The 22,596-nt window shown below is 71.0% G+C and carries 20 protein-coding genes; 6 read left to right on the forward strand and 14 right to left on the reverse strand.

Going from position 1 to position 22,596, the window contains the following annotated elements; genetic code table 11:
* Positions 1-38 precede the first annotated feature (38 nt).
* A complete protein-coding gene (locus tag ACF3NH_RS10290) occupies positions 39-923 on the forward strand; it encodes an S-methyl-5'-thioadenosine phosphorylase (protein ID WP_422922748.1) in 885 nt (294 codons plus the stop codon).
* Between the two features lie 19 nt (positions 924-942).
* On the opposite strand, the gene ACF3NH_RS10295 is transcribed toward ACF3NH_RS10290, so the two are convergent.
* The 6 genes from ACF3NH_RS10295 to ACF3NH_RS10320 form a co-directional block, all read right to left on the reverse strand.
* Positions 943-1,308, reverse strand: coding sequence for a response regulator (locus ACF3NH_RS10295; RefSeq protein WP_198365529.1), 366 nt, complete (start codon positions 1,306-1,308; stop codon positions 943-945).
* On the reverse strand, positions 1,305-4,583 hold the full coding sequence (locus ACF3NH_RS10300; RefSeq protein ID WP_422922749.1) for a PAS domain S-box protein: 3,279 nt from the start codon (positions 4,581-4,583) through the stop codon (positions 1,305-1,307). The genes ACF3NH_RS10295 and ACF3NH_RS10300 overlap by 4 nt, the downstream gene beginning before the upstream one ends.
* Positions 4,584-4,829: 246 nt before the next feature.
* Positions 4,830-5,843, reverse strand: a complete 1,014-nt coding sequence (locus ACF3NH_RS10305; protein ID WP_198365531.1) for a tripartite tricarboxylate transporter substrate-binding protein — start codon at positions 5,841-5,843, stop codon at positions 4,830-4,832.
* Between the two features lie 105 nt (positions 5,844-5,948).
* Positions 5,949-7,754 (reverse strand): translation elongation factor 4, encoded by a 1,806-nt coding sequence (gene lepA, locus ACF3NH_RS10310; protein ID WP_422922750.1) that lies wholly within the window; start codon positions 7,752-7,754, stop codon positions 5,949-5,951.
* 147 nt (positions 7,755-7,901) lie between these two features.
* Positions 7,902-8,366, reverse strand: a complete 465-nt coding sequence (locus ACF3NH_RS10315; RefSeq protein ID WP_422922751.1) for a hypothetical protein — start codon at positions 8,364-8,366, stop codon at positions 7,902-7,904.
* A 123-nt stretch (positions 8,367-8,489) separates the two neighbouring features.
* On the reverse strand, positions 8,490-9,548 hold the full coding sequence (locus tag ACF3NH_RS10320) for a glycosyltransferase family 4 protein (protein WP_422922752.1): 1,059 nt from the start codon (positions 9,546-9,548) through the stop codon (positions 8,490-8,492).
* Positions 9,549-9,717: 169 nt separating this feature from the next.
* On the opposite strand from ACF3NH_RS10320, the gene ACF3NH_RS10325 reads away from it, so the two are divergent.
* Both ACF3NH_RS10325 and ACF3NH_RS10330 read left to right on the forward strand, forming a co-directional pair.
* The gene (locus ACF3NH_RS10325) at positions 9,718-11,526 is read left to right on the forward strand and encodes an ABC transporter ATP-binding protein (protein WP_422922753.1); all 1,809 of its coding nucleotides are present in this window, start codon (positions 9,718-9,720) and stop codon (positions 11,524-11,526) included.
* Between the two features lie 153 nt (positions 11,527-11,679).
* Positions 11,680-12,504: a hypothetical protein gene (locus ACF3NH_RS10330; RefSeq protein ID WP_422922754.1), complete on the forward strand. Its 825-nt coding sequence runs from the start codon at positions 11,680-11,682 to the stop codon at positions 12,502-12,504.
* A gap of 11 nt (positions 12,505-12,515) precedes the next feature.
* On the opposite strand, the gene ACF3NH_RS10335 is transcribed toward ACF3NH_RS10330, so the two are convergent.
* On the reverse strand, positions 12,516-12,722 hold the full coding sequence (locus tag ACF3NH_RS10335) for a hypothetical protein (RefSeq protein WP_198365537.1): 207 nt from the start codon (positions 12,720-12,722) through the stop codon (positions 12,516-12,518).
* A gap of 258 nt (positions 12,723-12,980) precedes the next feature.
* On the opposite strand from ACF3NH_RS10335, the gene rpsD reads away from it, so the two are divergent.
* Complete coding sequence (gene rpsD, locus ACF3NH_RS10340; protein ID WP_198365538.1) at positions 12,981-13,598, forward strand: 30S ribosomal protein S4; 618 nt, start codon at positions 12,981-12,983, stop codon at positions 13,596-13,598.
* A gap of 176 nt (positions 13,599-13,774) precedes the next feature.
* Complete coding sequence (locus ACF3NH_RS10345) at positions 13,775-15,118, forward strand: MATE family efflux transporter (protein ID WP_422922755.1); 1,344 nt, start codon at positions 13,775-13,777, stop codon at positions 15,116-15,118.
* 10 nt (positions 15,119-15,128) lie between these two features.
* On the opposite strand, the gene ACF3NH_RS10350 is transcribed toward ACF3NH_RS10345, so the two are convergent.
* The 5 genes from ACF3NH_RS10350 to ACF3NH_RS10370 form a co-directional block, all read right to left on the reverse strand.
* On the reverse strand, positions 15,129-15,923 hold the full coding sequence (locus ACF3NH_RS10350; RefSeq protein ID WP_198365540.1) for a hypothetical protein: 795 nt from the start codon (positions 15,921-15,923) through the stop codon (positions 15,129-15,131).
* A gap of 166 nt (positions 15,924-16,089) precedes the next feature.
* Complete coding sequence (gene grxD, locus ACF3NH_RS10355; RefSeq protein WP_198365541.1) at positions 16,090-16,428, reverse strand: Grx4 family monothiol glutaredoxin; 339 nt, start codon at positions 16,426-16,428, stop codon at positions 16,090-16,092.
* A gap of 11 nt (positions 16,429-16,439) precedes the next feature.
* Positions 16,440-16,676, reverse strand: coding sequence for a BolA family protein (locus tag ACF3NH_RS10360; RefSeq protein ID WP_198365542.1), 237 nt, complete (start codon positions 16,674-16,676; stop codon positions 16,440-16,442).
* A gap of 24 nt (positions 16,677-16,700) precedes the next feature.
* Positions 16,701-18,908 carry a phosphoribosylformylglycinamidine synthase subunit PurL gene (gene purL / locus ACF3NH_RS10365; protein ID WP_422922756.1) on the reverse strand — a complete coding sequence of 736 codons (2,208 nt, stop codon included), beginning with the start codon at positions 18,906-18,908 and terminating at the stop codon, positions 16,701-16,703.
* 389 nt (positions 18,909-19,297) lie between these two features.
* Complete coding sequence (locus tag ACF3NH_RS10370; RefSeq protein WP_422922757.1) at positions 19,298-19,498, reverse strand: hypothetical protein; 201 nt, start codon at positions 19,496-19,498, stop codon at positions 19,298-19,300.
* A 139-nt stretch (positions 19,499-19,637) separates the two neighbouring features.
* On the opposite strand from ACF3NH_RS10370, the gene ACF3NH_RS10375 reads away from it, so the two are divergent.
* Entirely contained in the window at positions 19,638-19,901 is a 264-nt protein-coding gene (locus tag ACF3NH_RS10375) for a hypothetical protein (protein ID WP_422922758.1), read from the forward strand.
* A gap of 37 nt (positions 19,902-19,938) precedes the next feature.
* Here ACF3NH_RS10375 and ACF3NH_RS10380 read toward each other — a convergent pair whose 3' ends face one another.
* Together ACF3NH_RS10380 and ACF3NH_RS10385 are read right to left on the reverse strand one after the other, a co-directional pair.
* Entirely contained in the window at positions 19,939-20,919 is a 981-nt protein-coding gene (locus ACF3NH_RS10380; protein ID WP_422922759.1) for a Bug family tripartite tricarboxylate transporter substrate binding protein, read from the reverse strand.
* Positions 20,920-20,993: 74 nt separating this feature from the next.
* Entirely contained in the window at positions 20,994-22,466 is a 1,473-nt protein-coding gene (locus ACF3NH_RS10385; RefSeq protein ID WP_422922760.1) for an aldehyde dehydrogenase, read from the reverse strand.
* Positions 22,467-22,596 lie beyond the last annotated feature (130 nt).

Raw genomic sequence — 22,596 nt, forward strand, 5'->3', positions numbered from 1 at the left:
CCGGTGGCGGCCCTTCCCTCGTCGCAGGGAAGCATTCCATGACCGACATCATCGAACCCGTCATCGGCCTGATCGGCGGCTCCGGCCTCTACGACATCGACGGGCTGGAGGAGCGCGCGTGGCGCCGGGTGGACAGCCCCTGGGGCGAACCCTCCGACGAGCTGCTCTTCGGCCGGCTCGACGGCGTGCGCTGCGTCTTCCTGCCCCGCCATGGCCGCGGCCACCGCATGCCGCCCTCGGCGCTGAACTATCGCGCCAATATCGACGTGCTGAAGCGGGCGGGCGTGACCGAGATCCTGTCCCTCTCGGCCGTGGGCTCGCTGAACGGCGACCTGCCGCCCGGCACCTTCGTCATCGTTGACCAGTTCATCGACCGCACCTTCGCGCGGCAGAAGTCCTTCTTCGAGACCGGCTGCGTGGCGCATGTCTCGGTGGCGCATCCGACCTGCCCGCGCCTCGGCGACGCGGCCGAGCAGGCGGCGCGCGACATCGGCCTGAAGCACCGGCGCGGCGGCACCTATCTGGTCATGGAGGGGCCGCAGTTCTCCACCAAGGCGGAGAGCGAACTCTACCGCGCCTGGGGCTGCGACGTGATCGGCATGACCAACATGCCGGAGGCCAAGCTCGCCCGCGAGGCCGAGCTTTGCTACGCGACCATCGCCATGGTCACCGATTTCGACTGCTGGCACCCCGACCACGACGCCGTATCGGTCGAGGCGGTGGTGAAGGTGATGTACGAGAACGCCGACCGCGCCAAGGCGCTGGTGAAGGCGGTGGTGCCGATGCTGGGCGCGCCGCGCGGCCCCTGCCCGGCGGGCTGCGACCGGGCGCTGGAATACGCCATCGTCACGCCGCCCGAGAAGCGCGACCCGGCGCTGATGGCCCGGCTCGACGCCGTCGCCGGCCGCGTGCTGCGCGGCTGAGGCCGTCCCGGCGGCGGCCTCAGCCCGGCATGCAGAGCCGCTCCAGCATCAGCACCAGCTCCTGCGGGTCATAGGGCTTGGACAGCACCGGCGCGCCGCGGTGCCGCTCCGGCAGCCCCGCCGCGCCATAGCCGGTGGCGACGACGAAGGGGATCTCCATCTCGACCAGCCGGTCCGCCACCGGCGTGGAGACCTGGCCGGCCAGGTTGATGTCGAGCACCGCAGCGGCGGGGGCGGCGCCGGAGAAGTATTCCAGCGCCTCCTCCACCGTCGCCGCCGGGCCGAGCACGTCCGCGCCGGCCTCGATCAGCGCATCCTCCACCAGCATGGCGATGAGGGCCTCGTCCTCGACAACCAGCACGCGAAGCCCCTGCAGCCGGTTCATGCGCTCTCCTCCTCCACCTGGGGTCCACTCACGGGCCGGAAGCGGATCTCCGCCATGAAGCCCGCCTCCGCATAGTCCATCTCGACGCCTGAGCCGGGGCCGAGTTCGGCCGGCAGGCCACGCTCCAGCATCCGGCTGCCGAAGCCGCGGCGCGAGGGCGGGCGCACGGGCGGCCCGCCGCGCTCCTGCCAGGTCAGCCGCACCATGCCATCCGGGTCGCCCCGCCAGGTCACCTCGACCTGACCCTCGGGCCGCGACAGGGCGCCGTGCTTGATCGCGTTGGTGGCCAGCTCGTGCAGGGCCAGGGCAAGGCCAAGGGCCTGACGCGGCGCCAGCCAGACCGAGGGGCCGTCGATCAGCAGGTGCGGCTCGCCGCCGGGTTCGGCATCCCCCTGCCAGGGGGCGAGGGCGGCCCGTGCCGTGTCCTCCAGCGTGGCGCCGCGCCAGGTGCGCGCGGTCAGCAGGTCGTGCCCGCGCGACAGGGTCAGCAGCCGCGCCTGGAAGTCGTTCAGGAAGCGCGGGATCGCCTCGGCGCTGGTGCCGGCGGTGCGCGCCGTCTGCAGGGCCAGGGAATGCACCGTGGCCAGGGTGTTCTTGACCCGGTGGTTCAGCTCGCCGAGCAGCAGCGCCTGCCGCGCCTCGGCGGCCTTGGCCGCCGTGATGTCGCGCGCCAGGCCGCCGCGCCGGGTCATGATTCCCTGGGTGTCGAGGATGGGGAAGCTGACGTCGCGGATCCAGCGCATGCCGCCATCGGGCCGCAGGATGCGGTACTCGACATCGTAGCCGCCCTCGCGGCCGGCCGCCTCCATCGCCTGGCGGTAGCGCTCCTGGTCGGCCGGGTGGATGGCGTCGCGGCCGGCCGCCGGGTTCTCGAACATCCGCTCGCGCGCGATGCCCCAGATCCGCTCGAAGGCGGGGCTGACGAACTCCATGGTCTGCCAGTCGGGCGAGACCATCCACATCACATCCGGGCTCGCTTCCGCGAAGCGGCGGAACCGGCTCTCCGAGGCGGCCAGCGCCATGGCGGCCTGCACCGCCGCCTCGCGGGAGGCGGCCTGGGCGGACACCTGCCGGGCCAGGGCCTCGCGCGCCTCGACCAGGTCGGAGACATCGGTGACGGCGCCGATCCAGCGGCGGATGCTGCCATCCGGCGCCCGGGCCGGCAGGGCGCGCACCATGCACCAGCGCCAGCCGCCCTCCATGCGGCGCAGGCGCAGCTCGGTGCTGAAGGCCTCGCCCTTGCGCAGCGCGCGCTGCCAGGCCCGCTCGGCGCGCCGCTGGTCCTCCGGGTGGATGATCTGCGCCAGCGCCTGCATGGCCACCGCCGGCGCCATGCCGGTGAAGTCCTGCAGGCGCGGATTGACGTAGTCGATGCGCCCGTCCGGCAGGCTGGACCAGACCACCTGCGGGATGGCCTCGGCCAGGGTGCGGAAGCGCAGCTCGCTCTCGCGCAGCGCCTCGCCGGCGCGCCGCTCGGCATCGATGTCGGTGATGGCGACGACGGCGCCTTTCAGCGTGCCCTGCGCGTCGCGCACCGGCGCGGCGGCGATGCGCAGCCAGACCATGCTGCCGTCCCCGCGGCGGTAGTGATACTCGCCGCTGGCCGGCAGGCCGGTCAGCAGGGTGCGGCCGATTGGCAGCTCGGCGCCCGCCGCGCGCCGGCCATCGGCATGATAGGCCTCGAAATCCTCGCGATACTGCGCGATGCCGGCGGAGAGCCGCACCGGGTGACGCAGGATATCCTCCAGCCGACGGTTACCCAGCAGGATACGGCCCGAGGGCGCCTCGGCCAGCAGCACGCCGACCGGCACATTGTCCATCACCGCTTTCAGACGCGCCTCGCTGTCGCGCAGCGCCGCCTCGGCCGCGCGCTGGTCGGTGACGTCGCGGAAGAACAGGGTGAGCCCCTCGGTCGAGGGATAGACATCGGCGGAGATCCAGCGGCCGAGGGCGGGGTGGAAGGCGGTGGCGCCCTGCGGGGTTCCCTCCTGCGCGGCGCGGCGGCAGACGGCGCCGAAGGGTCCGCTGTCCCAGCCGGGGAAGCCTTCGCGGAGCGGGCGGCCGATCAGTTCGCGCTGCCCGGCCTGTGCCCGGGCGCGGCCGTTGATGTAGAGGACGATGCCGTCACGGTCGAGCACCAGCACGCTGTCGGTCGTGGTCTCCAGCACGGTCTGCAGCCGGGCGGTCAGCGTGATCCGCTCCGCCTCCAGCGCCTCGCGCTCGGCCGCCGCGAGGCTGAGCGCCCGCGCCGCGCTGTCGATCTCGAAGAGGCCGCTCGGCGGGAAGGGCGGCAGCGCCGCGCCACGGCCGAAGGCGCTGGCCATGCGGCCGAGGCGGCCGAGCGGCAGGGCAATGCGCCGGTCCACCCAGAAGGCGAGCGCCAGGGTGAAGACCAGCAGCATCAGCCCGCCCATCACCAGCACCGGGCTCAGCGTGCGCAGCAGGTTGCCGTCGAGCTGTTCCGCCGGCAGGCCGATCAGCACCACCCATTCGGTGCCGACGACCCGGTGCCAGGCGGTGTAGAGCGGCACGCGGTCGCGGCTGCGCCCGCGCAGCCAGCCGCTGGCCTCGCCGCTCGCCACGGCCTGCTGCGTGGCGCTCTGCGACGAGGCGCGATGGCCGATCATGCCCTCGATCGGCGGCAGGCGCGCGATCAGCCGGCCCTCCGCATCGGCGATCACCGCGATCCAGCCGGGCGGCAGGTCCACGAGCTCGAGCGGCCGGCTCCAGATCCGCTGAGGCGCGATCTCGGCCGAGACGAAGAGGCGCGGCGGACCGGAGGGCACCGCCACCGCCTGTACGATATCGACGCGATAGACGTTGTTCTCGGGGTCCATCCGCAGGTTGGAGACGCCGCTGCGCTGCGGCGACTCGGGCAGCACCGGCAGGCTGTCCTCATCCGCCCAGTCCTCGAAGGGAATCGCGGTGTCGACCAGCACGCGGCCCTGGCGGTCGGTCAGGCGGATGCGCCCTTCCTCGCCCTCCAGCACGGCCCGGGCCTGCTGGTAGAAGACGTCGTAGCGCCCGTCGCGCAGGGCGGGGGAGGTGGCGAGCGCGCTCAGCTCGCCGCGCAGGCCAAGGATCTCGCGCTCCAGCACGAAGGCGACGCCCTGCGACATCTCGCGCGCGGCGGCGGCCAGGCGCTCGTTCTCGGCATCGGCCATGCGGCCGGCGATATGCCCGGCCAGGGCCCAGAGCGGCAGCAGGGCGGCCAGGGCGATCATCAGCAGATGCAGGCGGACGGTGGGCTTCCAGCCGGGCAGCCACGCCCTCATGCCGTCCGCCTCCGTCCCTGCCGCCGCTTGCGGCGAGACGTCATGCCGAATATTCCGTGCCCGCGCGGGGAAGGCCGCCTGTCGCCGCAACCGAGACATGCATGGCCCTGCTAGAACTGCACCCTGCATAGACCAAGCGGCGCCGGCCCGCATCCCCCAACCGTGCTTCCCCCGATCGAGAGTCCCGGCTCCCGGGCCCGGCCGCCCGCTCCCCGGGGGAAAGGGGGAGGGGGCGGTGGCAAGACCTCAGTCGGCGTACTGGCCGGCGGCCTCGATCACCGGGCGCCACTTGGCGATATCGGCCTCCCAGAAGGCCTTGTGCGCCGCCGGGGTGGCCCGCTCCGCCGCCACCGGCTCGGTGCCGAGATCCTGGAAGCGGCGGGCCAGGCTTTCGTTGGCGAGCGCCGCCTGCAGCGCCTTCGACAGCCGCGCGATGACCGGCGCCGGCGTGCCCTTGGGCGCGTAGAGGCCGTGCCAGATGGTCACTTCCATCCCCGGCAGCCCCGCCTCGGCGGTGGTGGGCACGTCGGGCAGGGAGGGGAGGCGCTGCGGCGTGGTGACGGCGAAGACCTTCACCGCCCCGGCGCGGATATGGCTGGTGGTGTTGGTGGTCTGGTCGCACAACACGTCCACCGTGCCGGCGATCAGGTCGGTCATCGCCGGGCCGGTGCCGCGATAGGGGACGGTGGTCATCGGCGCGTCGATCGCCTTCTGCAGCAGCAGGCCGCAGAGGTGGCTGGCGGCGCCGATGCCGGCATTGGCGTAGTTGATCCCGGTGGTGTCGCGCTTCACCAGCGCCACCAGGTCCTGCAGCGTGTTCGCCGCGATGTCCTTGTTGGCGATGATGGTCATCGGCACCTCGGTGACCAGCCCGATCGGCTCGAATCCGCCCACCGGATCATAGCTCAGCCGGCGGTAGAGGCTGGGGGTGGTGCCCATGCCGATATGATGCAGCAGCAGCGTGTAGCCGTCCGGCCGGGCCTGGGCGACGCGGGCCGCGCCCAGCGTGCCGCCGGCGCCGCCGACATTCTCCACCACCACGGTCTGGCCGAGATCGCGGCCCATGCCCTCGGCGACGAGGCGGGTCACGGTGTCCGTCGGGCCACCGGCGGCGAAGGGCACGACGATGGTGATGGTGCGGCTCGGGTAGTCCCCCTGCGCGCGCGCCGCCGTGGGGGCCAGCGCGAGGGTCACGGAGGCCAGCGCGGCCAGCCCGGCGGAAAGCAGGGGCAGGGCGGCCAGCAGGCTGCGTCGATGCATCGGATGTTCACTCCCGGTCTTGTGCCGTCCGATGAGACGGTCCGGCACTGTTCCCGATTAGCGAGGATGCTCCGGGCGGTGAACTAAAAAGAGCGGCGCCGCGCCTCAGCTGTCCATCTTGAGGGCGGCGATGAAGGCGCTCTGCGGGATCTCGACCTTGCCGAACTGCCGCATGCGCTTCTTGCCCTCCTTCTGCTTCTCCAGGAGCTTGCGCTTGCGGCTGATGTCGCCGCCGTAGCACTTGGCGGTGACGTCCTTGGACATGGCGGAGATGGTCTCGCGGGCGATGACGCGGCCGCCGATCGCCGCCTGGATGGGGATCTTGAACAGCTGGCGGGGGATCAGCTCCTTCAGCTTCTCGCAGATCGAGCGGCCGCGCCGCTCGGCCTGGGAGCGGTGCGCCATGAAGGAGAGCGCGTCCACCGGCTCGTTGTTCACCAGGATGGAGATCTTGACCAGGTCGCCCTCGTCATAGCCGTCCATCTGGTAGTCGAAGGAGGCATAGCCGCGGCTGACGCTCTTGAGGCGGTCGTAGAAGTCGAACACCACCTCGTTCAGCGGCAGGCGGTAGACCGCCATGGCGCGGTTGCCGACATAGGTCAGCTCCACCTGCTGGCCGCGCCGCTCGGAGCACAGCGTCAGGATGGAGCCCAGATGCTCGTCCGGGACCATGATGGTGGCCTTGATCCAGGGCTCCTGGATGCTCTCGATCAGGGTCGGGTCCGGCATGTCGGCCGGGTTGTGCAGGTCGAGGGTCTCGCCCTTGTTGTTCGTCAGCTTGTAGACGACGCTGGGCGCCGTCGCGATCAGGTCGAGGTCGAACTCGCGGGAGAGGCGCTCCTGGATGATCTCGAGGTGCAGCAGGCCGAGGAAGCCGCAGCGGAAGCCGAAGCCCAGCGCGGCGGAGCTCTCCGCCTCGAAATGGAAGGAGGCATCGTTCAGCCGCAGCTTGCCGAGCGATTCGCGCAGCTTCTCGAAGTCATCGGCATCGACCGGGTAGAGGCCGCACCAGACCACCGGGATGGAGGGCTTGAAGCCCGGCAGCGGCTCGCTGGCCGGGTTGCGGTCATCGGTGATGGTGTCGCCGACATTGGTCTCGGCCACCGTCTTGATGGCGGCGTTGAGGTAGCCCATCTCGCCCGGCCCCAGGCTGTCCACCGCCACCATCTTGGGGCGGAAGACGCCGACGCTGTCCACCGTGTGCGTCGTGCCCTCGGCCATGAAGCGGATCTTCTGGCCGCGGCGGATGGTGCCATCCTTCACCCGGATCAGGATGATGACGCCGAGATAGGGGTCGTACCAGCTGTCGACCAGCAGCGCCTTCAGCGGCGCGTCCGGGTTGCCCTGCGGCGCCGGCAGGCGGTGGACGATGGCCTCCAGCACGCCCTCGATGTTGAGGCCGGACTTGGCGGAGATCTCCACCGCCTCCGAGGCGTCGAGGCCGATCACGTCCTCGATCTGCTGCTTCACCCGCTCCGGCTCGGCCGCCGGCAGGTCGATCTTGTTCAGGACCGGGACGATCTCGTGATTGGCGTCGATCGCCTGGTAGACATTGGCCAGCGTCTGCGCCTCGACCCCCTGGGAGGCATCGACCACCAGCAGCGAGCCCTCGCAGGCGGCCAGCGAGCGGGAGACCTCATAGGCGAAATCGACGTGGCCCGGCGTGTCCATCAGGTTGAGGACATAGGTCTCGCCGTCCTTCGCCTTGTAGTCGAGGCGGACGGAGGCGGCCTTGATGGTGATGCCGCGCTCCTGCTCCAGCTCCATGCTGTCGAGCATCTGCTCCTTCATCTCCCGCTGGGAGATGGCGCCGGTGGCCTGGATCAGCCGGTCGGCCAGGGTGGATTTCCCATGGTCGATATGGGCGATGATGGAGAAGTTGCGGATGCGGGAGAGAGGTGTGTCGGTCATGCTGTTCCGGCGGCAGGTAAGGCGGAGCGCACCCGCCGAGGTCTTGCCGCAGCAGATAGGGCAAGCGACGCCGGAATCAAAGCGTGACGGGTGACGGATGGGGGAACGGCACGGTGGCAGCCTCCCTGGCGAGAGGGTAGGTGGCGTTCAACCCCGGGCCACGGCACGGGCTTTCTGCTGCCCGGCCAAGGCGGCGCGCAGCCCGAGCAGCCATGCCGCCAGGATCAGCGCATAGCCATTCCACAGATGGTCGAACCAGGGCCGGTCGATGCCGCGGATTGCGTCCCCGAGTGCCACGGCCACCAGGAACAGGGCCGCGCCACCCAGCAGCAATGCGCCGCCCCAGCTTCTGACCAAGCGGTCACGACGCCAGGCCATCCAGGTGGTATCGGGACCGAGGCGGCGCAGGCAGAGCCAAGTCGCGCCGATGACGACGGGGCTGGCGAGGACAGCCAGAATCATGCTGAGGCCGATCGGCAGGCTGATGCTGTCGGCGTCCGGGCGCAGCCTTCCTGCCCCGGCGAGCGCGGTCCAATACAGGAAATGGAAGATCGGGAAGCCAAGCAGCACGGCGGCAGCGAGCACCCAGATGGCGCGGCGGGTGATGCGCATGGCGGACCTCCTGCGTCCCATTTATGAGATGAGAGGGCTGGTTTGGCAAGGCGCGCCATCTGCGCATGAAAAAGCCCCGGGAGCTTTCGCCCCCGAGGCCGGGTTCGGGCCCGCGCTGCCCTGTTACTCCGCCGCGACGGCGAGGCCCGGGCGCTCCTGCCGCGCCAGGGTCTCGTAGAGGGCCACGTAGTCCTCCGCCATGCGGCGGGCGGTGAAGCGCTCCTCGAAGCGGGCGCGGACGGCGGCGCGCGGCAGGCCGCGCAGGCGGCCCACGGCGGCGATCGCCTCGGCCATGCTGTTCACCGCGAAGCCGGTCAGCCCCTCGTCGATCACCTCCGGCACCGAGCCGTGGCGGAAGGCGATCACGGGCGTGCCGCAGGCCATCGCCTCGATCATCACCAGGCCGAAGGGCTCCGGCCAGTCGATCGGCGTCAGCAGGCCGATGGCGCCGGAGAGGAAGCCGGGCTTCTGCGTCTCGTCGATCTCGCCGATGAACTCGATCAGCGGATGCGCCAGCATCGGCTTGATCTTGCTCTCGAAGTAGTCGACGTCCACGCGGTCCACCTTGGCCGCGATCTTCAGCGGCGTGTTGGTGGCGATGGCGATCTCGATCGCCCGGTCGCAGCGCTTCTCGGGCGCGATGCGGCCGAGGAAGGCAAGGTAGCCGGGCGTGACGCCCGGCCGCGGCGTCAGCAGCCGCTCGGGCAGGCCGTGATGGATGGTGGCGGCGAAATTCGCCTGCGGCAGCGGCCTGCGCTGGTCGTTCGAGATCGAGACCACCGGCACCTGGCTGAAGGCGTCGAAGACGGGCTGCAACTCCGGCAGGTCCAGCCGGCCGTGCAGCGTGGTCACGAAAGGCACGGACTGGCGGGAGAAGAGCGGGAAGGGCAGGTAGTCCAGATGGAAGTGCAGCAGGTCGAAGTCGTGCCGGCGGCGGTAGACCTCCTCCAGCATCAGGTTCAGCGGGGCGTTGGCGTCGCGCACCGAGGGGTCGAGGCGCAGCGCCTTGCGGCACATCGGCGCCAGCTTCGCCCGGGTGATCGAATCGCCACTGGCGAACAGCGTCACGTCATGGCCGAGCGCCACCAGCTCCTCGGTGATGTAGGAGACGATCCGCTCCGTCCCGCCATAGAGCTTCGGGGGAACGGCTTCCGTCAGGGGAGCGATCTGGGCGATACGCATGGGGTCCGGTTCTCCTTTGCCTCTGACCCCCGTATCGCAGCCGAATGCGGTCCTGATTCGGCACATCTCGCCATGATTTCGTCAGGAAGGGGGCGTTTCCTCTGCAACAACGCGGATGCAGCGGGCGTTCACGCTCATGTGTCCCGGAGATCGAGGAGGCTTTGCCCCCATGACCGCCGCCCGTCCGTCCGACGATGAAGCCGCCCTCCTCCGCCTCGGCCGGAGGCCGGTGGGCTTCCTGCTTCGCCACCTGAAGCCGTACGCAGGGAGCCACGTCGCGATCCTGCTGGCCGTGCTGGGCGCCGTCGGCTGCTCGGTGGGCGCCAATTACGCGGTGAAGCACCTGATCGACACGCTCTCGGGTGGTCCCTCCCAGGCGGCGCAGGCGGCGGTCTGGACCGCCTTCGCCATCCTGGCCGGCGTCATCGCGGCGGACAACCTGCTCTGGCGCGTCGGCGGCTGGATCGCGGCGGACCGCTTCCCGCGCGCCACCGCCTCGATGCGGGCCGAGCTGTTCCGCCACCTCTCCGGCCACTCCCCGGGCTATTTCGCCAACCGCTCGGCCGGCACGCTGGCGGCGCGCATCAGCGCCACCGGCACCGCCGCCTTCACCGTGCTGCAGAACTTCACCTGGCACACCGTGCCGCCGGCCGTCGCCGTCACCCTCTCCATCGGCTTCCTGGCCAGCGTCGATCCCTGGATGGCGGGCTGCCTGGTGGTTGTCGCCTTCACCCTGGCGGCCGGCGTCGCCTGGCTCGGCCGGCGCGGCGAGCGGCTGCATGACAGCTTCGCCAGCCGCGCCGCGGCGGTGGACGGGCAGCTGGTGGACGTGGTGCAGAACTTCTCCCTGGTGCGCGCCTTCGGGGCCTTCAAGCGCGAGGCCGTGCTGCTCGACAACGCCCTGGCGGGCGAGACCGCCGCGCGCCGCAACAGCCTGCGCTACCTGGAGAAGCTGCGCCTGGTGCATGGCGCCACGACCGCACTGCTGACCGCCTGCCTGCTGGCCTGGGTGGTGCATCTCTGGCAGCTCGGCCGCGCCACCACCGGCGACATCGTGCTGGTCTGCACCCTGGGCTTCACCATCCTCCATGCCAGCCGCGACCTCGCGATGGCCCTGGTGGACCTGACGCAGTACGTGGCCCGCATGCGCGAGGCGCTGTCCGCCCTGCTGGTCCCGCACGATCTGCCGGACGCCGCCGATGCCCATGGTCTGGCGGCGCGCGGCGGCCATGTGGTGTTCCAGGACGTCACCTTCCGCTATCCCTCGGCGCCCGAGGGCAGCACGGCGGTGCTGCGCGGCCTGAACCTCGATATCGCCCCGGGCCAGAAGGTCGGCGTGGTGGGCCGCTCCGGCGCCGGCAAGTCCACCCTGCTGACGCTGCTGCAGCGCCACTCCGAGCCGCAGGGCGGCGCCGTGCTGATCGATGGCCAGGACATCGCCCATTCCACCCGCGAGAGCCTGGCCGACATGATCGCCGTGGTGCCGCAGGATGTGTCGATGTTCCACCGGACCGTGCTGGAGAACATCCGCTACGCCCGCCCGGAGGCGACCGATGCCGAGGTGATGGCGGCGGCCGAGGCGGCCCGCTGCCGCGACTTCATCGAGGCGTTGCCGGAAGGGTTCAATACCATCGTCGGCGATCGGGGCGCCAAGCTCTCGGGCGGCCAGCGCCAGCGCCTGGCCATCGCCCGCGCCCTGCTGAAGAACGCGCCGATCCTGCTGCTGGACGAGGCGACCTCCGCCCTCGACTCCGAGTCGGAGGCCGAGGTGCAGAAGGCGCTGGACGGGCTGATGGAGGGCCGCACCGTGATCGCGGTGGCCCACCGCCTCGCCACCCTGACCAATTTTGACCGCATCGTGGTGATGGAGAACGGGCAGGTGGTGCAGGACGGCGCGCCGGACCTGCTGATGCGCCGCCCCGGCCCCTACCAGGACATGGTGCGCCGCCAGTCGGAGGCCTTGCAGGTCGCGGCCTAAGGTTCTCGCGGGAAGGGAGGCAGGGAAGGCTCCGGCCTCCCTTTTCGCTGTCCGGGCTGTTGCAACCCTGGATACGGTGGCCGCCCGCATCTTCTTGTGTCGGATGGAAAGGTCGGGCTAGCCTAGCGGCCAGGTTGCAGGAGACCGAAAGCCTTGCCGCTCGCCCCGCCGCGGAACCGCACCTGCCTGCTGCTCATCAGCCATCTTCTGGACGAGGTGGTGCTGGCCCGGTTCTGGCAATGCCAGGCCGAGCTGGGGCACGCGCTGGATGTGGTGCTGGTCCTGACGGAGCCGCTGCAGGAGAAGGCGGAGCAGTATGCGCTGGCGGGCGCTGTCTTTCTCCGCAAGTCCGACCTGTTCATTCCCGACTATCCGCGCAAGACCGTCCGCCCCTTCGTCAAGCCGGGCAACGCCGACCTGATTCCGCTCGCCATCTGGCGCCAGGCGCCGGATTACGAAGCCTATTGGGTGATGGAGTTCGATGTCTGCGCGCCGCGTGGCCTGCCCCGGCTGCTGGCGGTCGAGGCCGGCAGCGGGGCCGACCTGCTGGGCAGCTATCTGCGCCGCCGCGAGCAGCATCCGGACTGGGTGCACTGGCCGACCCTGACCTTCCGCGACGCGGGACCGGAGACGGTGGAGGAGGCGCGTATCCGGGCGGCCGCCAGCGCCTGCTTCCTGCCGCTCTCCCGCTATTCCGGCCGCCTGATGGCGGCGCTCGATGCCGCCTATCGCGGCGGCTGGAACGGCCACCACGAGGTGGTCATCCCGACCCTCGCGCGGTCCCTGGACATGGTGCTGGAGGATCTCAACACCGTTGCGCGCCGCGTGCTCGATGCGCCGATCTACAGCCCCGAGGGCTTCAACCACGAGAGGGCGCGGCCCATGGGGCCCCTGGAATTCTATCATCCGGTGAAGTCGCCGCGGCAGATCGCGGCCCTGCACCAGGGGCTGCTTCCCATGCCGGCGGCGGCCGAATAACGGCCGACGGTTCAGCCCGGCAGACGCCGCGCCAGGCGGCGGGCCAGCGCATAGCCCAGCAGGCCCGCCACCGGGGCCGCCGGCAGCACCAGCACCCATCCGGCATGGACGCCGTTGACCACCAGGCCGAGGCCGATGCCCAGCATCAGCCCGCCCACCAGGCTGCCCGCCACCCCCGCTGTCAGGCCCAGGATCAGGATCTCGGATCGCGACACCATGCCCGACGGATAAGCGGGCGCGCGATGCAGGGCAACACTTCTCCCGCGCCTCGGCGCCGGGGGGGCGGCCCTGGGGGGCGGCGCCGTGTTTGACTCCCGCCGGCGCCACGGCTAAAGCGCCGCACCCTTTCCGGGAAAGCGGATGCGTGCCCCGTCACGCGTCCCGCCCCTGGCCTTCCAGCCTCGGGACTACCGGGACACCAACGCGAGACCGCAGCCGCCGAGGCCGAGGCCGCAGAACAAGAAGGAGCCCGCCGCATGACGAAGCGCGCGGAAAGCAAGTACAAGATCAATCGCCGCCTCGGCGTGAACCTGTGGGGCCGCGCCAAGTCCCCGGTCGCCAAGCGCGAGTATGGCCCCGGCCAGCACGGCCAGCGCCGTAAGCAGAAGCCGACCGACTTCGGCGTCCAGCTGATGGCCAAGCAGAAGCTGAAGGGCTACTACGGCAATATCGGCGAGAAGCAGTTCCGCAAGTATTACGAGGAGGCCGTGCGCCGCAAGGGCGACACCTCCGAGAACCTGATCGAGCTGCTGGAGCGGCGGCTGGACGCGGTGATCTACCGCATGAAGCTGGCCGTGACCCCCTTCGCGGCGCGCCAGTTCGTCAACCATGGCCATATCCTGGTCAATGGCCGCCGGCTGAACATCCCCTCCTACCTCGTGCGCGACAATGACGTGATCGAGGTCAAGGAGAAGTCGAAGCAGCTGGTCGCCGTGCTGGATGCCGCGCAGAGCGGTGAGCGCGACGTCCCCGAGTATCTCGAGATCGACCACCGCCAGATGAAGGGCCGCTTCGTGCGCGCCCCGAAGCTCTCGGACGTGCCCTATCCGGTGCAGATGGAGCCGAACCTGGTCATCGAGTTCTACTCGCGCTGACCGGGCGCTCCGGCCGGAGCTGGAGACGGAACGACAGGGGAGGGTGCCGCGAGGCGCCCTCCCTTTTTTCATGCCTGCCTCCCGGTAGAGGGCTCCGCGCCGTTCCCCTCCGCCCTGCATGACTTGCTGCACTGCGAACGATCGTGTTGCATGGCGGAACAAGGGAGAGGGCCGGGATGTCCGAGGCCGGGAATGAGCGCGTGGCCGTGCTGCTGCGCCGGATTGGGGCGCTGGCGGCGCCCACCACCGCCATCGCCCTGCTGCAGGCGGCGGCACAGCTGACCGAGACCTGGCTGGCGGCGCGGCAGGGGCTGGCGGCCCTGGCCGGCTGGGCGGTGGTGCTGCCCTTCTCGCTGCTGCTGCAGCAGATGTCGGCGGGCGCCATGGGCGGCGGCGTCGCCGCGGCCATCGCCCGCGCCCTCGGCGCCGAGCGCAAGGAGGAAGCGGCGGACCTGGTCCTGCATGCCCTGCTGATCGCGCTGGGCGGCGGGCTGTTGTTCGCGGTCCTTCTCGCCGGCTTCCCGCGACCGGTGCTCGGCGCCATTGCCGGGCCCGAGGCGGCCGCGGCCGCGGCGCCCTATGCCATATGGCTCTTCGGCGTCGGGGCGCTGCCGGTCTGGCTGGCCAATACCCTCGCCTCGGTGCTGCGGGGCGGCGGGCGGCACGCCCTCGCGGCGCGTGTCCTGGCGCTGGCCTGGATCGCCTTTCCGCCGCTGGCCTGGCTGCTCAGCGAGCCGCTCGGCATGGGGCTGGCAGGGGTGGGTGCCGGCTTCGCGGCGGTCTTCTGGGCGGCGGCGCTGCTGATGGCGCTGATCGTCGGCCGCGGCGGCGCCGGCTTCACGCCCCGGTTGCGGATGCGCCCCTCGGCGACGCTTTTCCGCCGTATCCTCTCGGTCGGTCTGGTCGCCTGCGCGCTGGCGACCCTCGCCAACCTGACCACCATCCTGGTGACGCGGCAACTCGCCGTCTACGGGCCGGTGGCGGTGGCGGCCTATGGCATCTCGGCGCGACTGGAGTTCCTCACCGTGCCGCTGGCCTTCGGGGTGGGCTCGGCGCTGACGGCGCTGGTCGGCCGCGCCGCGGGGGCGGGGGACTGGCCGATGGCGCGGCGCACCGCCTGGGCCGGCGGCTTCGTGGCGCTCGGCGTGGCGGGCCTGCTCGGGCTGCTGGTCGGCCTGTTCCCGGCCGGCTTCGCCCGCCTCTTCACCAGCGATCCGGCCGTCGTGGCCGTGGCCGCCCGGGGACTGGCCTATACCGGCCCGGCCTTCGGCGGCTTCGGCCTCGGCATGGCGCTCTACTTCGCCTCGATGGGCGCGGGGCGCATGAGCGGCCCGGTGCTGGCGGCCGTCACCCGGCTCGGCGTGGCGGTGGGCGGCGGCGCCCTCCTGGCGGGGCCGCTCGGGCTGGGGCTGGAGGGGCATTTCCTCGGCGTGGCGCTCGGCATCACCGCCTATGGCCTGATCACGGCCGGCTCCGTGCGGCCCGGTGTGTGGCCGGGCCGGCGGGCGGCATTGAGCTGAGGCCGCTCCCTCAGGAGGCCAGGGAGCGTCGCCGCATCCGCCCGAGCTGCCACGCCATGCCGACCACCAGCGCCGCCAGCGCGCCGGAGACGATCGCCACGGCGATGTTCAGCTCCCGCCCGGCGGTGTTGGCATAGAGGATGGCGATCAGCGCCCAGGCCACGGCGGCGGCGTACCAGGGCGAGCCCTTGGCCAGCCAGAGCACGCCCAGGGTGAAGCCGCCCGCCGCCAGCAGGATCATCACCGCCGCCAGGGTTCCCGCCGCGCCGTCGGCGGCGATGGCGCCGGACAGCCGCGCCGCCCCGGCGATATTGGCGAAGGCCGCGACCGAGACCCAGCCGGCCAGCAGCCCGACCAGCGGCCGGACGATCCAGCGCTCCGGCCAGCCGCCCGCCTGCCCCTCATGCACCAGGCGGCGATTGGCCAGGAAGGCGGCCAGGCTCGCTGCCACCACCACCAGCATGACCAGAACGAGGTGCCAGCCATTCTCCGTGGTCTGGCCCAGCACCATCCAGAGGATGCAGCCGGCGAAGGCGACGGCCAGCGGCCAGCCGAGGCGCCGCGCCGCCGGGCTGTCCCGTCCGCCATCCGGCAGGAGCTGCCAGATGCCCCAGGCGATGGCGAGCGCGAAGATCACCAGCCAGATCGAGAAGGCATAGCCCTGCGGCACCACCGGCGTCTCGCTGCGGGCCGACATCTCCGCCATGGTGTGGCCGAGGCCGAAGACCGGCGCCATCATTCCCGCCAGCGGCTGCAGCAGCGGCAGGGCGATGTTCAGCAGGGTGCGGAGGTCGTTCTGCGTCATGCGGTGGTCAATCCCGGTAAGGCCCGGCCACGGAACACGCCGGCGGCGGCGAGGTTGAGCCGGCGCGGCGCGGCGGCATTCGTACGGATGGGCACGAAAAAGGCCGGGAGCGGATCGCCCCCGGCCTCCATTCTCCCCGCGGCCGGCGGCCAGGGGAAGGGACGCATCAGGCGGCGGCCTGGTGCGGGATGCCCTTCTCGTCGAGCAGGGCGGTCAGCTCGCCATTCTGGAACATCTCCATGACGATGTCGCAGCCGCCGACGAACTCGCCCTTCACATAGAGCTGCGGGATGGTCGGCCAGTTGGTGAAGGCCTTGATGCCCTCGCGGATCTCGGCGTCCTCCAGAACGTTCACGCCCTTGAAGGGCACGCCGACATGGCTCAGGACCTGCACCACGCGGGCGCTGAAGCCGCATTGCGGGAAGACCGGCGTGCCCTTCATGTAGAGCACCACCGGATTCTCGGTGATCTCGGCCTGGATGCGGTCGAAGGTCGGGTTGCTCATTGGCAGGAATCCTATTGCGGGGGCGCGGAGGTCTGCAGGGCGAGGGCATGCAGCTCGCCCCCCATGCGGCCCTGCAGGGCGGCATAGACGAGCTGGTGCTGCTGCACGCGCGAGCGGCCACGGAAGGCTTCCGAGACCACGGTCGCGGCATAGTGGTCGCCATCCCCGGCGAGGTCCTCGATGGTGACCTCGGCATCGGGGAAGGCCGCCTTGATCAGGGCCTCGATCTCCGCGGCGGGCATCGCCATGGCGCTCTCCTCTCCGGCTGGAACTTAGCGGGCCATCAGGGCCGGCAGGAAGCGCTCATGCGCATCCCGCAGGGCCTCGACCGATATGGCGGCGCCGCCGGGCAGAACCAAGTGCCCGCCACCCGAGCGGCCCAGGCGCCGCGCCGGCACGCCGGCCGCCGCCGCCGCCGCCAGCAGCGCGGCGCCGTCGCGCACCGCCAGCACGTAGCGGCCCTGGTCCTCGCCGAACCAGAAGGCATGGGCGGGCAGGCCCTCCGGCGCGGCCTCGAGCGTGGCGCCGGCGGTGCCGGCCATGGCCATCTCGGCCAGCGCCACCAGCAGGCCGCCATCGGCGCAGTCATGGCTGGCGGCCACCTCGCCGGCGAGGATGCGGGCGCGGACGAAATCGCCGTGGCGGCGCTCGGCGGCCAGATCGACCGGGGGCGGGGCGCCTTCCTCGCGGCCGGCGACCTCGCGCAGCCAGAGCGACTGGCCGAGCCAGCCCGCCGTCTCGCCGATCAGCACCAGATCGAGGCCGGGGGCGAGGCCATAGCCCACGGCCCGCGCCGCCTCCTCCAGCACGCCCACGCCGCCGATGGCGGGGGTGGGCAGGATGCCCCGGCCCTCGGTCTCGTTGTAGAGCGAGACATTGCCGGAGACGACCGGGAAGTCGAGCGCGGTGCAGGCGCTCGCCATGCCGCGCACGGCGGCGGCGAACTGGCCCATGATCTCGGGCTTCTCGGGGTTGCCGAAGTTCATGTTGTCGGTGATGGCCAGCGGCAGGGCGCCGGTGGCGGTGATGTTGCGCCAGGCCTCGGCCACCGCCTGGCGGCCGCCCTCCTCCGGGTCCGCCGCGCAGTAGCGGGGCGTGCAGTCGGTGGTCATGGCGAGCGCGCGGGCGAGGCCTTCCAGCCGGACGATGGCGGCATCGGCGGCGCCGGGGCGCTTCACCGTCTGGCCGCCCACCGTGCTGTCATACTGGTCCCAGATCCAGCGGCGCGAGCAGAGGTCGGGGCTGCCCACCAGCTTCAGCAGCGCGGCCTCGAGGCCCAGCGGATCCGCGACGCCGGCGGGGTCGAGCACCGGCTGCCTGGGTGTCTCGGCGGTCGGGCGGTGGTAGAGCGGCGCCTCGCTTTCCAGCGGTGCCAGCGGGATATCGGCCTCGAGCTGCCCCTTGTGGCGGATGACGATGCGGCCGGTGTCGGTCAGGTGGCCGATGACGGCGAAATCCAGCTCCCACTTGCGGAAGATCGCCTCGGCGACATGCTCCTCGCCGGGCTTCAGGATCATCAGCATGCGCTCCTGGCTCTCGGAGAGCATCATCTCATAGGCGCTCATGCCGGTCTCGCGCTGCGGAACGTTGTCCAGCACCAGCTCGATGCCGACGCCGCCCTTGCCCGCCATCTCGACCGAGGAGGAGGTCAGGCCCGCGGCGCCCATGTCCTGGATGGCGACGATGGCATCTGTTGCCATCAGCTCCATGCAGGCCTCGATCAGCAGCTTCTCGGCATAGGGGTCGCCGACCTGGACGGTCGGGCGCTTCTCCTCCGAATCGGCGCTGAACTCGGCCGAGGACATGGTGGCGCCGTGGATGCCGTCCCGCCCGGTCTTGGAGCCGACATAGACCACCGGATTGCCGATGCCGGCCGCCGCCGAGAGGAAGATGCGCCCCTTGGGCGCGATGCCGACGGTCATGGCGTTGACCAGCGGGTTGCCGTTGTAGGCCGGGTGGAAGTTCACCTCCCCCCCGACGGTGGGGACGCCCACGCAATTGCCGTAGCCGCCGATGCCGCACACCACGCCATCCAGCACATGCCGGGTCTTCGGGTGGTCGGGCGCGCCGAAGCGCAGCGCGTTGAGGTTGGCGATGGGGCGCGCGCCCATGGTGAAGACGTCGCGCAGGATGCCCCCCACCCCGGTGGCGGCGCCCTGGTAGGGCTCGATGAAGCTCGGGTGGTTGTGGCTCTCCATCTTGAAGATGGCGGCCAGCCCGTCGCCGATGTCGATCACGCCGGCATTCTCGCCCGGGCCGTGGATCACCCAGGGGGCCTTGGTGGGCAGGGTGCGGAGCCAGACGCGGCTCGACTTGTAGGAGCAATGCTCGGACCACATCACCGAGAAGATGCCGAGCTCGGTGAGCGAGGGGGTGCGGCCGAGGATGGCGAGCGCCCGGTCGTACTCATCCGGCTTCAGGCCGAATTCGGCGGCGAGTTGCGATGCGCGGGCGGGGTCGAGGGGTGCGGGCGTCGGCATGGGAGCCTTGTCGGCAGCCGCGCGGCGCTTGTCCAGGGCTTGTTGAGGGAGGGCGGCCCCCGTTGCGCGCATGGGCGCCCGTGGCGCGGCGGCCAGGGCGCCTCCGCTGCCCGGCGGGGCCGCCCGGGGGACCGGGGGCGGAGCCGCTCAGGCCCGCCTCGGAGAACCCTCCTCCGGGCGGGCGGCCAAGCAAGCCGGCCATGACGCCGCCATTCGCCTGATCCTCCCCCCCCTCCGGGCCGGCAATGACGGCGGTCAGCGTCCCGCCGGGCCGCGAACCTGCATGCCGCGCTGACGAAGGCCCTTGCCCAACCTGGCTTGCGGCGCTGTCTGAGGATGACGGCACGGAGATCCAGACAGGAGCCTCCCCGGAGGAATTCGGAAAGTTCCTACGGCGGGACAGTCAACGCCGGCAGGAGGTGGTGCGGAAGGCCGGGATGCGCGTGGAATGGACCGCCGCGGGAAAGCCTGCGAAATCCGGCATGGCTGATCGAACGAAATTCGAATTTCGTGATGTCGGCGCCTGGTGGATGATCGATCTGGCGGTCGAGCATGATGCGACCGCGTGCCACACGGGGCGTCATCAGCAACGCCCGGCCTCCGGCTCCAGCGGAGCCTCGGCCGGGACGAACGGGCCGGAAGGACGCCTTGGCGCGCGGGCCGCGGGTTCCCGGAACTCCACGCGGATCGTGCCACGGCAGGCCGGCATGCCAAGCCAGGATCGGTGCCATGGAAAGTGCGGAGCTTCTGACGATCGAGTTCTACCGCGGCTACCGCCTGATCCTGCGCGAGGGAGAGGATGCGGGCTGGAATATCCGCATCCGGAAATGGCAGATGGGCGGACCGCCCGATCATCGTCAGAGGATGCCGCGGGTGGAGACGCAGGCGTTGCGCTCCACCGCCCGCGGCATCGTCGATGGCTGGTTCGAGGAAAGCCTGCGCGAGTTGCTGAACCGTCGCCCCCTGCCCGGTGGAGCACCGGCCGGATTGTAGGGCCCCCGTTCAGGATGGTGCCGCCGCGACGGCCGCCCTACTGCGCGGTGATGCCGGCGGCGCGCACCAGCGGCTCCCATTTCGCCATCTCGGAGGCAAGCCAGGCCGCGGCCGTGTCCGGGGTGCTGTCGAGCCTTGGCTCGACCGAGAGATCGGCCAGCCTCTGTTGCAGGGCCGGCACCCGCAACGCCGCGTTTACGGCGCCGTTGAGCTGCGTCACCACATCCGAAGGCGTGCCGGCGGGCGCGAAGACCATGTGCCAGGTGTAGGCTTCGTAACCCGGCAGCCCCGCCTCGGCGAAGGTCGGCACGTCGGGAAGTTGCGGCAGGCGCCGGCCGGAGCTGACGGCCAGGGCCCGGGTCTGCCCGCGCTGCACGCTGGCGATGCCGTCCGACGCCACGTTCAGGAACATGGTGAGATTGCCGTTCAGGAGATCCGGCATGGCCGGCGCGGCGCCACGATAGGGGATATGGTTGACCTTCAGCTGGCCGGCCTGCTGCAGGAACAACTCCGTCGCCAGATGCACGGCGCCGCCCGCGCCGGAGCTGCCGTAGTTGTAGTCCCCGGGGCGGTCACGGAACAGCTTGATCAGCTCCTGCAGGTTCTGCGCCGGGACCGCGTTGTTGATCATCAGCAGCATGGGCACCGTGCCGACCAGCGCCACCGGCTGGAAATCGGCGACGGGGTCGAAGCTGAGATTGGGAAAGAGCGGCCTCAGCACCGCATGGGCAATGGTGCTGTAGAGCATGGTGTGGCTATCACCCGGTCCCTTGGCCACCGCCTCGGTTCCGACCAGGACACCGGAGCCGGTGCGGTTCTCGATCAGGACACGCTGGGACAGTTGCGAGGAGAGGCCCTCGGCCAGCAGACGGGCGGCCACATCGGTCGGCCCGCCCGCGGCGAAGGGGCAGACGAGCCGCACCGGCTGGGTTGGCCAGGGCGTGGTGGCCGCGCGCCCGAGGCTGGGGCGTGTCGCAGCGAGCGCTACGGCGAGCTGAAACGCGGTACGGCGCCGCATGGCCGATCCTCCCTTGTTTTTTGGCGATTCCGGACGTCATGACCGCGCCGGACGTGATCCGGCGCGGCCTTTTCTCAGCGCAGCACGAAGGGGTTGGAGACACCCTCGGCGAGGTTGATCCAGACCGTCTTGGTCTGCAGGTATTCCCGGATGGCGGCCTGGCCGCTCTCCCGCCCGATGCCGCTCTTCTTGTAGCCGCCGAACGGCGCCATGAAGCTGACCGCGCGGTAGGTGTTCACCCAGACCGTGCCCGCCTGCAGCTTGTCGGCCATCAGGAAGGCACGGCGCGTGCTGCCGGTCCAGACACCCGCGGCCAGGCCGTAGATGGTGTCATTGGCGATCTCGACGGCGTGGTCCTCATCCTCGAAGGGGATGATGGACAGCACCGGGCCGAAGACCTCCTCCCGCGCGATGCGCATGCTGTTGTCCACATCGGCGAAGATGGTGGGTTCGACGAACCAGCCCCTCGCCAGATCCGGGCGCGAGGGCCTGCCGCCGCCGAGCAGGCAGCGCGCGCCTTCCTGCCGGGCCATGTCGATATAGGACAGGACCTTGTCGCGCTGCGGGACGGTGGTGATGGGGCCGACCTGCGTGGTGTCCAGCATCGGGTCGCCCATCTGCGCCGTGCCGGCGAAGGCCGTGACCCTCTGCGCCACCTCCTCATAGACCGAGCGCTGCACCAGCAGGCGCGAGCCGGCGATGCAGGTCTGGCCGGAGGCCGCGAAGATGCCGGAAATCGCGCCCTTGACCGCGTCCTCCAGCCTGGCGTCATCGAAGATGATGTTCGGCGACTTGCCGCCCAACTCCAGCGTGACGTGCTTCAGCCCCTTGGCCGCCGAGGAATAGACCGCCGTGCCGGTCGCGTCGCCACCGGTGAAGGCGAGCTTGGCGACCAGCGGGTGCTCCGAGAGCGCGGTACCGATCTCCGAGCCATAGCCGGTGACGGTGTTGACCACACCCGGCGGGAATCCCGCCTCCGCCACCAGCTCCATCAGCGCCAGCGTGGAGCAGGAGGTAAATTCGGAGGGCTTGATCACCACGGTGCAGCCGGCCGCCAGCGCCGGCGCCAGCTTCCAGGCCAGCAGCAGCAGCGGCGAATTCCAGGGCGTGATGGCGACCACGACGCCAAGCGGCTCGGGCTTGGTGAAGGCGAACATCTCTGGCTTGTCCATGGGCAGCACGCCGCCCTCGATCTTGTCGGCCAGCCCGCCGAAGTAGTGGAACCATTCCGGAATGTAGCGGAGCTGGCCCAGCATCTCGGCATAGAGCTTGCCGTTGTCACGGACCTCGATGGCGGCGAGCTTCTCCGCATCGCGCAGGATGAGATCGCCGAAGCGCCGCAGCAGCTTGCCGCGCGCCGTCGCCGTCATCGCGGGCCAGGGGCCGCTGCTGAAGGCCTTGTGGGCCGCCGTCACCGCCTCGTCGGCATCGGCGGCCGTGCCGCGGGGAATCTCGGCCCAGGCCTCGCCGTCGAACGGGTTCAGGGACGCGATCCACTGGTCCCCACCGCGCGGCTGGCCGTTCACAGTGTTCCGGAAGCGCGTCACACCCTGCATCCTTCTCTCTTTCCTGTCTCCGCCGCCGGACGCAATGCCCCGGTGGCCTCTGCTCGGACCCGCGGGTCCACAACGCCAGCGGGCGCCCCCGCAGAAGGTGGGACGCCCAGGGCCACTCAGG

Origin of the sequence: Pseudoroseomonas sp. WGS1072 (genome assembly GCF_049340465.1) — a bacterium.
Taxonomy (GTDB): domain Bacteria; phylum Pseudomonadota; class Alphaproteobacteria; order Acetobacterales; family Acetobacteraceae; genus Pseudoroseomonas.

Excerpts from the sequence above, each read along its gene's own strand:
- ACF3NH_RS10290 (WP_422922748.1), top strand. The coding sequence starts at position 39 with ATGACCGACATCATCGAACCCGTCATCGGCCTGATCGGCGGCTCCGGC.
- ACF3NH_RS10295 (WP_198365529.1), bottom strand. The coding sequence starts at position 1,308 with ATGAACCGGCTGCAGGGGCTTCGCGTGCTGGTTGTCGAGGACGAGGCC.
- ACF3NH_RS10300 (WP_422922749.1), bottom strand. The coding sequence starts at position 4,583 with ATGAGGGCGTGGCTGCCCGGCTGGAAGCCCACCGTCCGCCTGCATCTG.
- ACF3NH_RS10305 (WP_198365531.1), bottom strand. The coding sequence starts at position 5,843 with ATGCATCGACGCAGCCTGCTGGCCGCCCTGCCCCTGCTTTCCGCCGGG.
- lepA (WP_422922750.1), bottom strand. The coding sequence starts at position 7,754 with ATGACCGACACACCTCTCTCCCGCATCCGCAACTTCTCCATCATCGCC.
- ACF3NH_RS10315 (WP_422922751.1), bottom strand. The coding sequence starts at position 8,366 with ATGCGCATCACCCGCCGCGCCATCTGGGTGCTCGCTGCCGCCGTGCTG.
- ACF3NH_RS10320 (WP_422922752.1), bottom strand. The coding sequence starts at position 9,548 with ATGCGTATCGCCCAGATCGCTCCCCTGACGGAAGCCGTTCCCCCGAAG.
- ACF3NH_RS10325 (WP_422922753.1), top strand. The coding sequence starts at position 9,718 with ATGACCGCCGCCCGTCCGTCCGACGATGAAGCCGCCCTCCTCCGCCTC.
- ACF3NH_RS10335 (WP_198365537.1), bottom strand. The coding sequence starts at position 12,722 with ATGGTGTCGCGATCCGAGATCCTGATCCTGGGCCTGACAGCGGGGGTG.
- rpsD (WP_198365538.1), top strand. The coding sequence starts at position 12,981 with ATGACGAAGCGCGCGGAAAGCAAGTACAAGATCAATCGCCGCCTCGGC.
- ACF3NH_RS10345 (WP_422922755.1), top strand. The coding sequence starts at position 13,775 with ATGTCCGAGGCCGGGAATGAGCGCGTGGCCGTGCTGCTGCGCCGGATT.
- ACF3NH_RS10350 (WP_198365540.1), bottom strand. The coding sequence starts at position 15,923 with ATGACGCAGAACGACCTCCGCACCCTGCTGAACATCGCCCTGCCGCTG.
- grxD (WP_198365541.1), bottom strand. The coding sequence starts at position 16,428 with ATGAGCAACCCGACCTTCGACCGCATCCAGGCCGAGATCACCGAGAAT.
- ACF3NH_RS10360 (WP_198365542.1), bottom strand. The coding sequence starts at position 16,676 with ATGGCGATGCCCGCCGCGGAGATCGAGGCCCTGATCAAGGCGGCCTTC.
- purL (WP_422922756.1), bottom strand. The coding sequence starts at position 18,908 with ATGCCGACGCCCGCACCCCTCGACCCCGCCCGCGCATCGCAACTCGCC.
- ACF3NH_RS10375 (WP_422922758.1), top strand. The coding sequence starts at position 19,638 with ATGGAAAGTGCGGAGCTTCTGACGATCGAGTTCTACCGCGGCTACCGC.
- ACF3NH_RS10380 (WP_422922759.1), bottom strand. The coding sequence starts at position 20,919 with ATGCGGCGCCGTACCGCGTTTCAGCTCGCCGTAGCGCTCGCTGCGACA.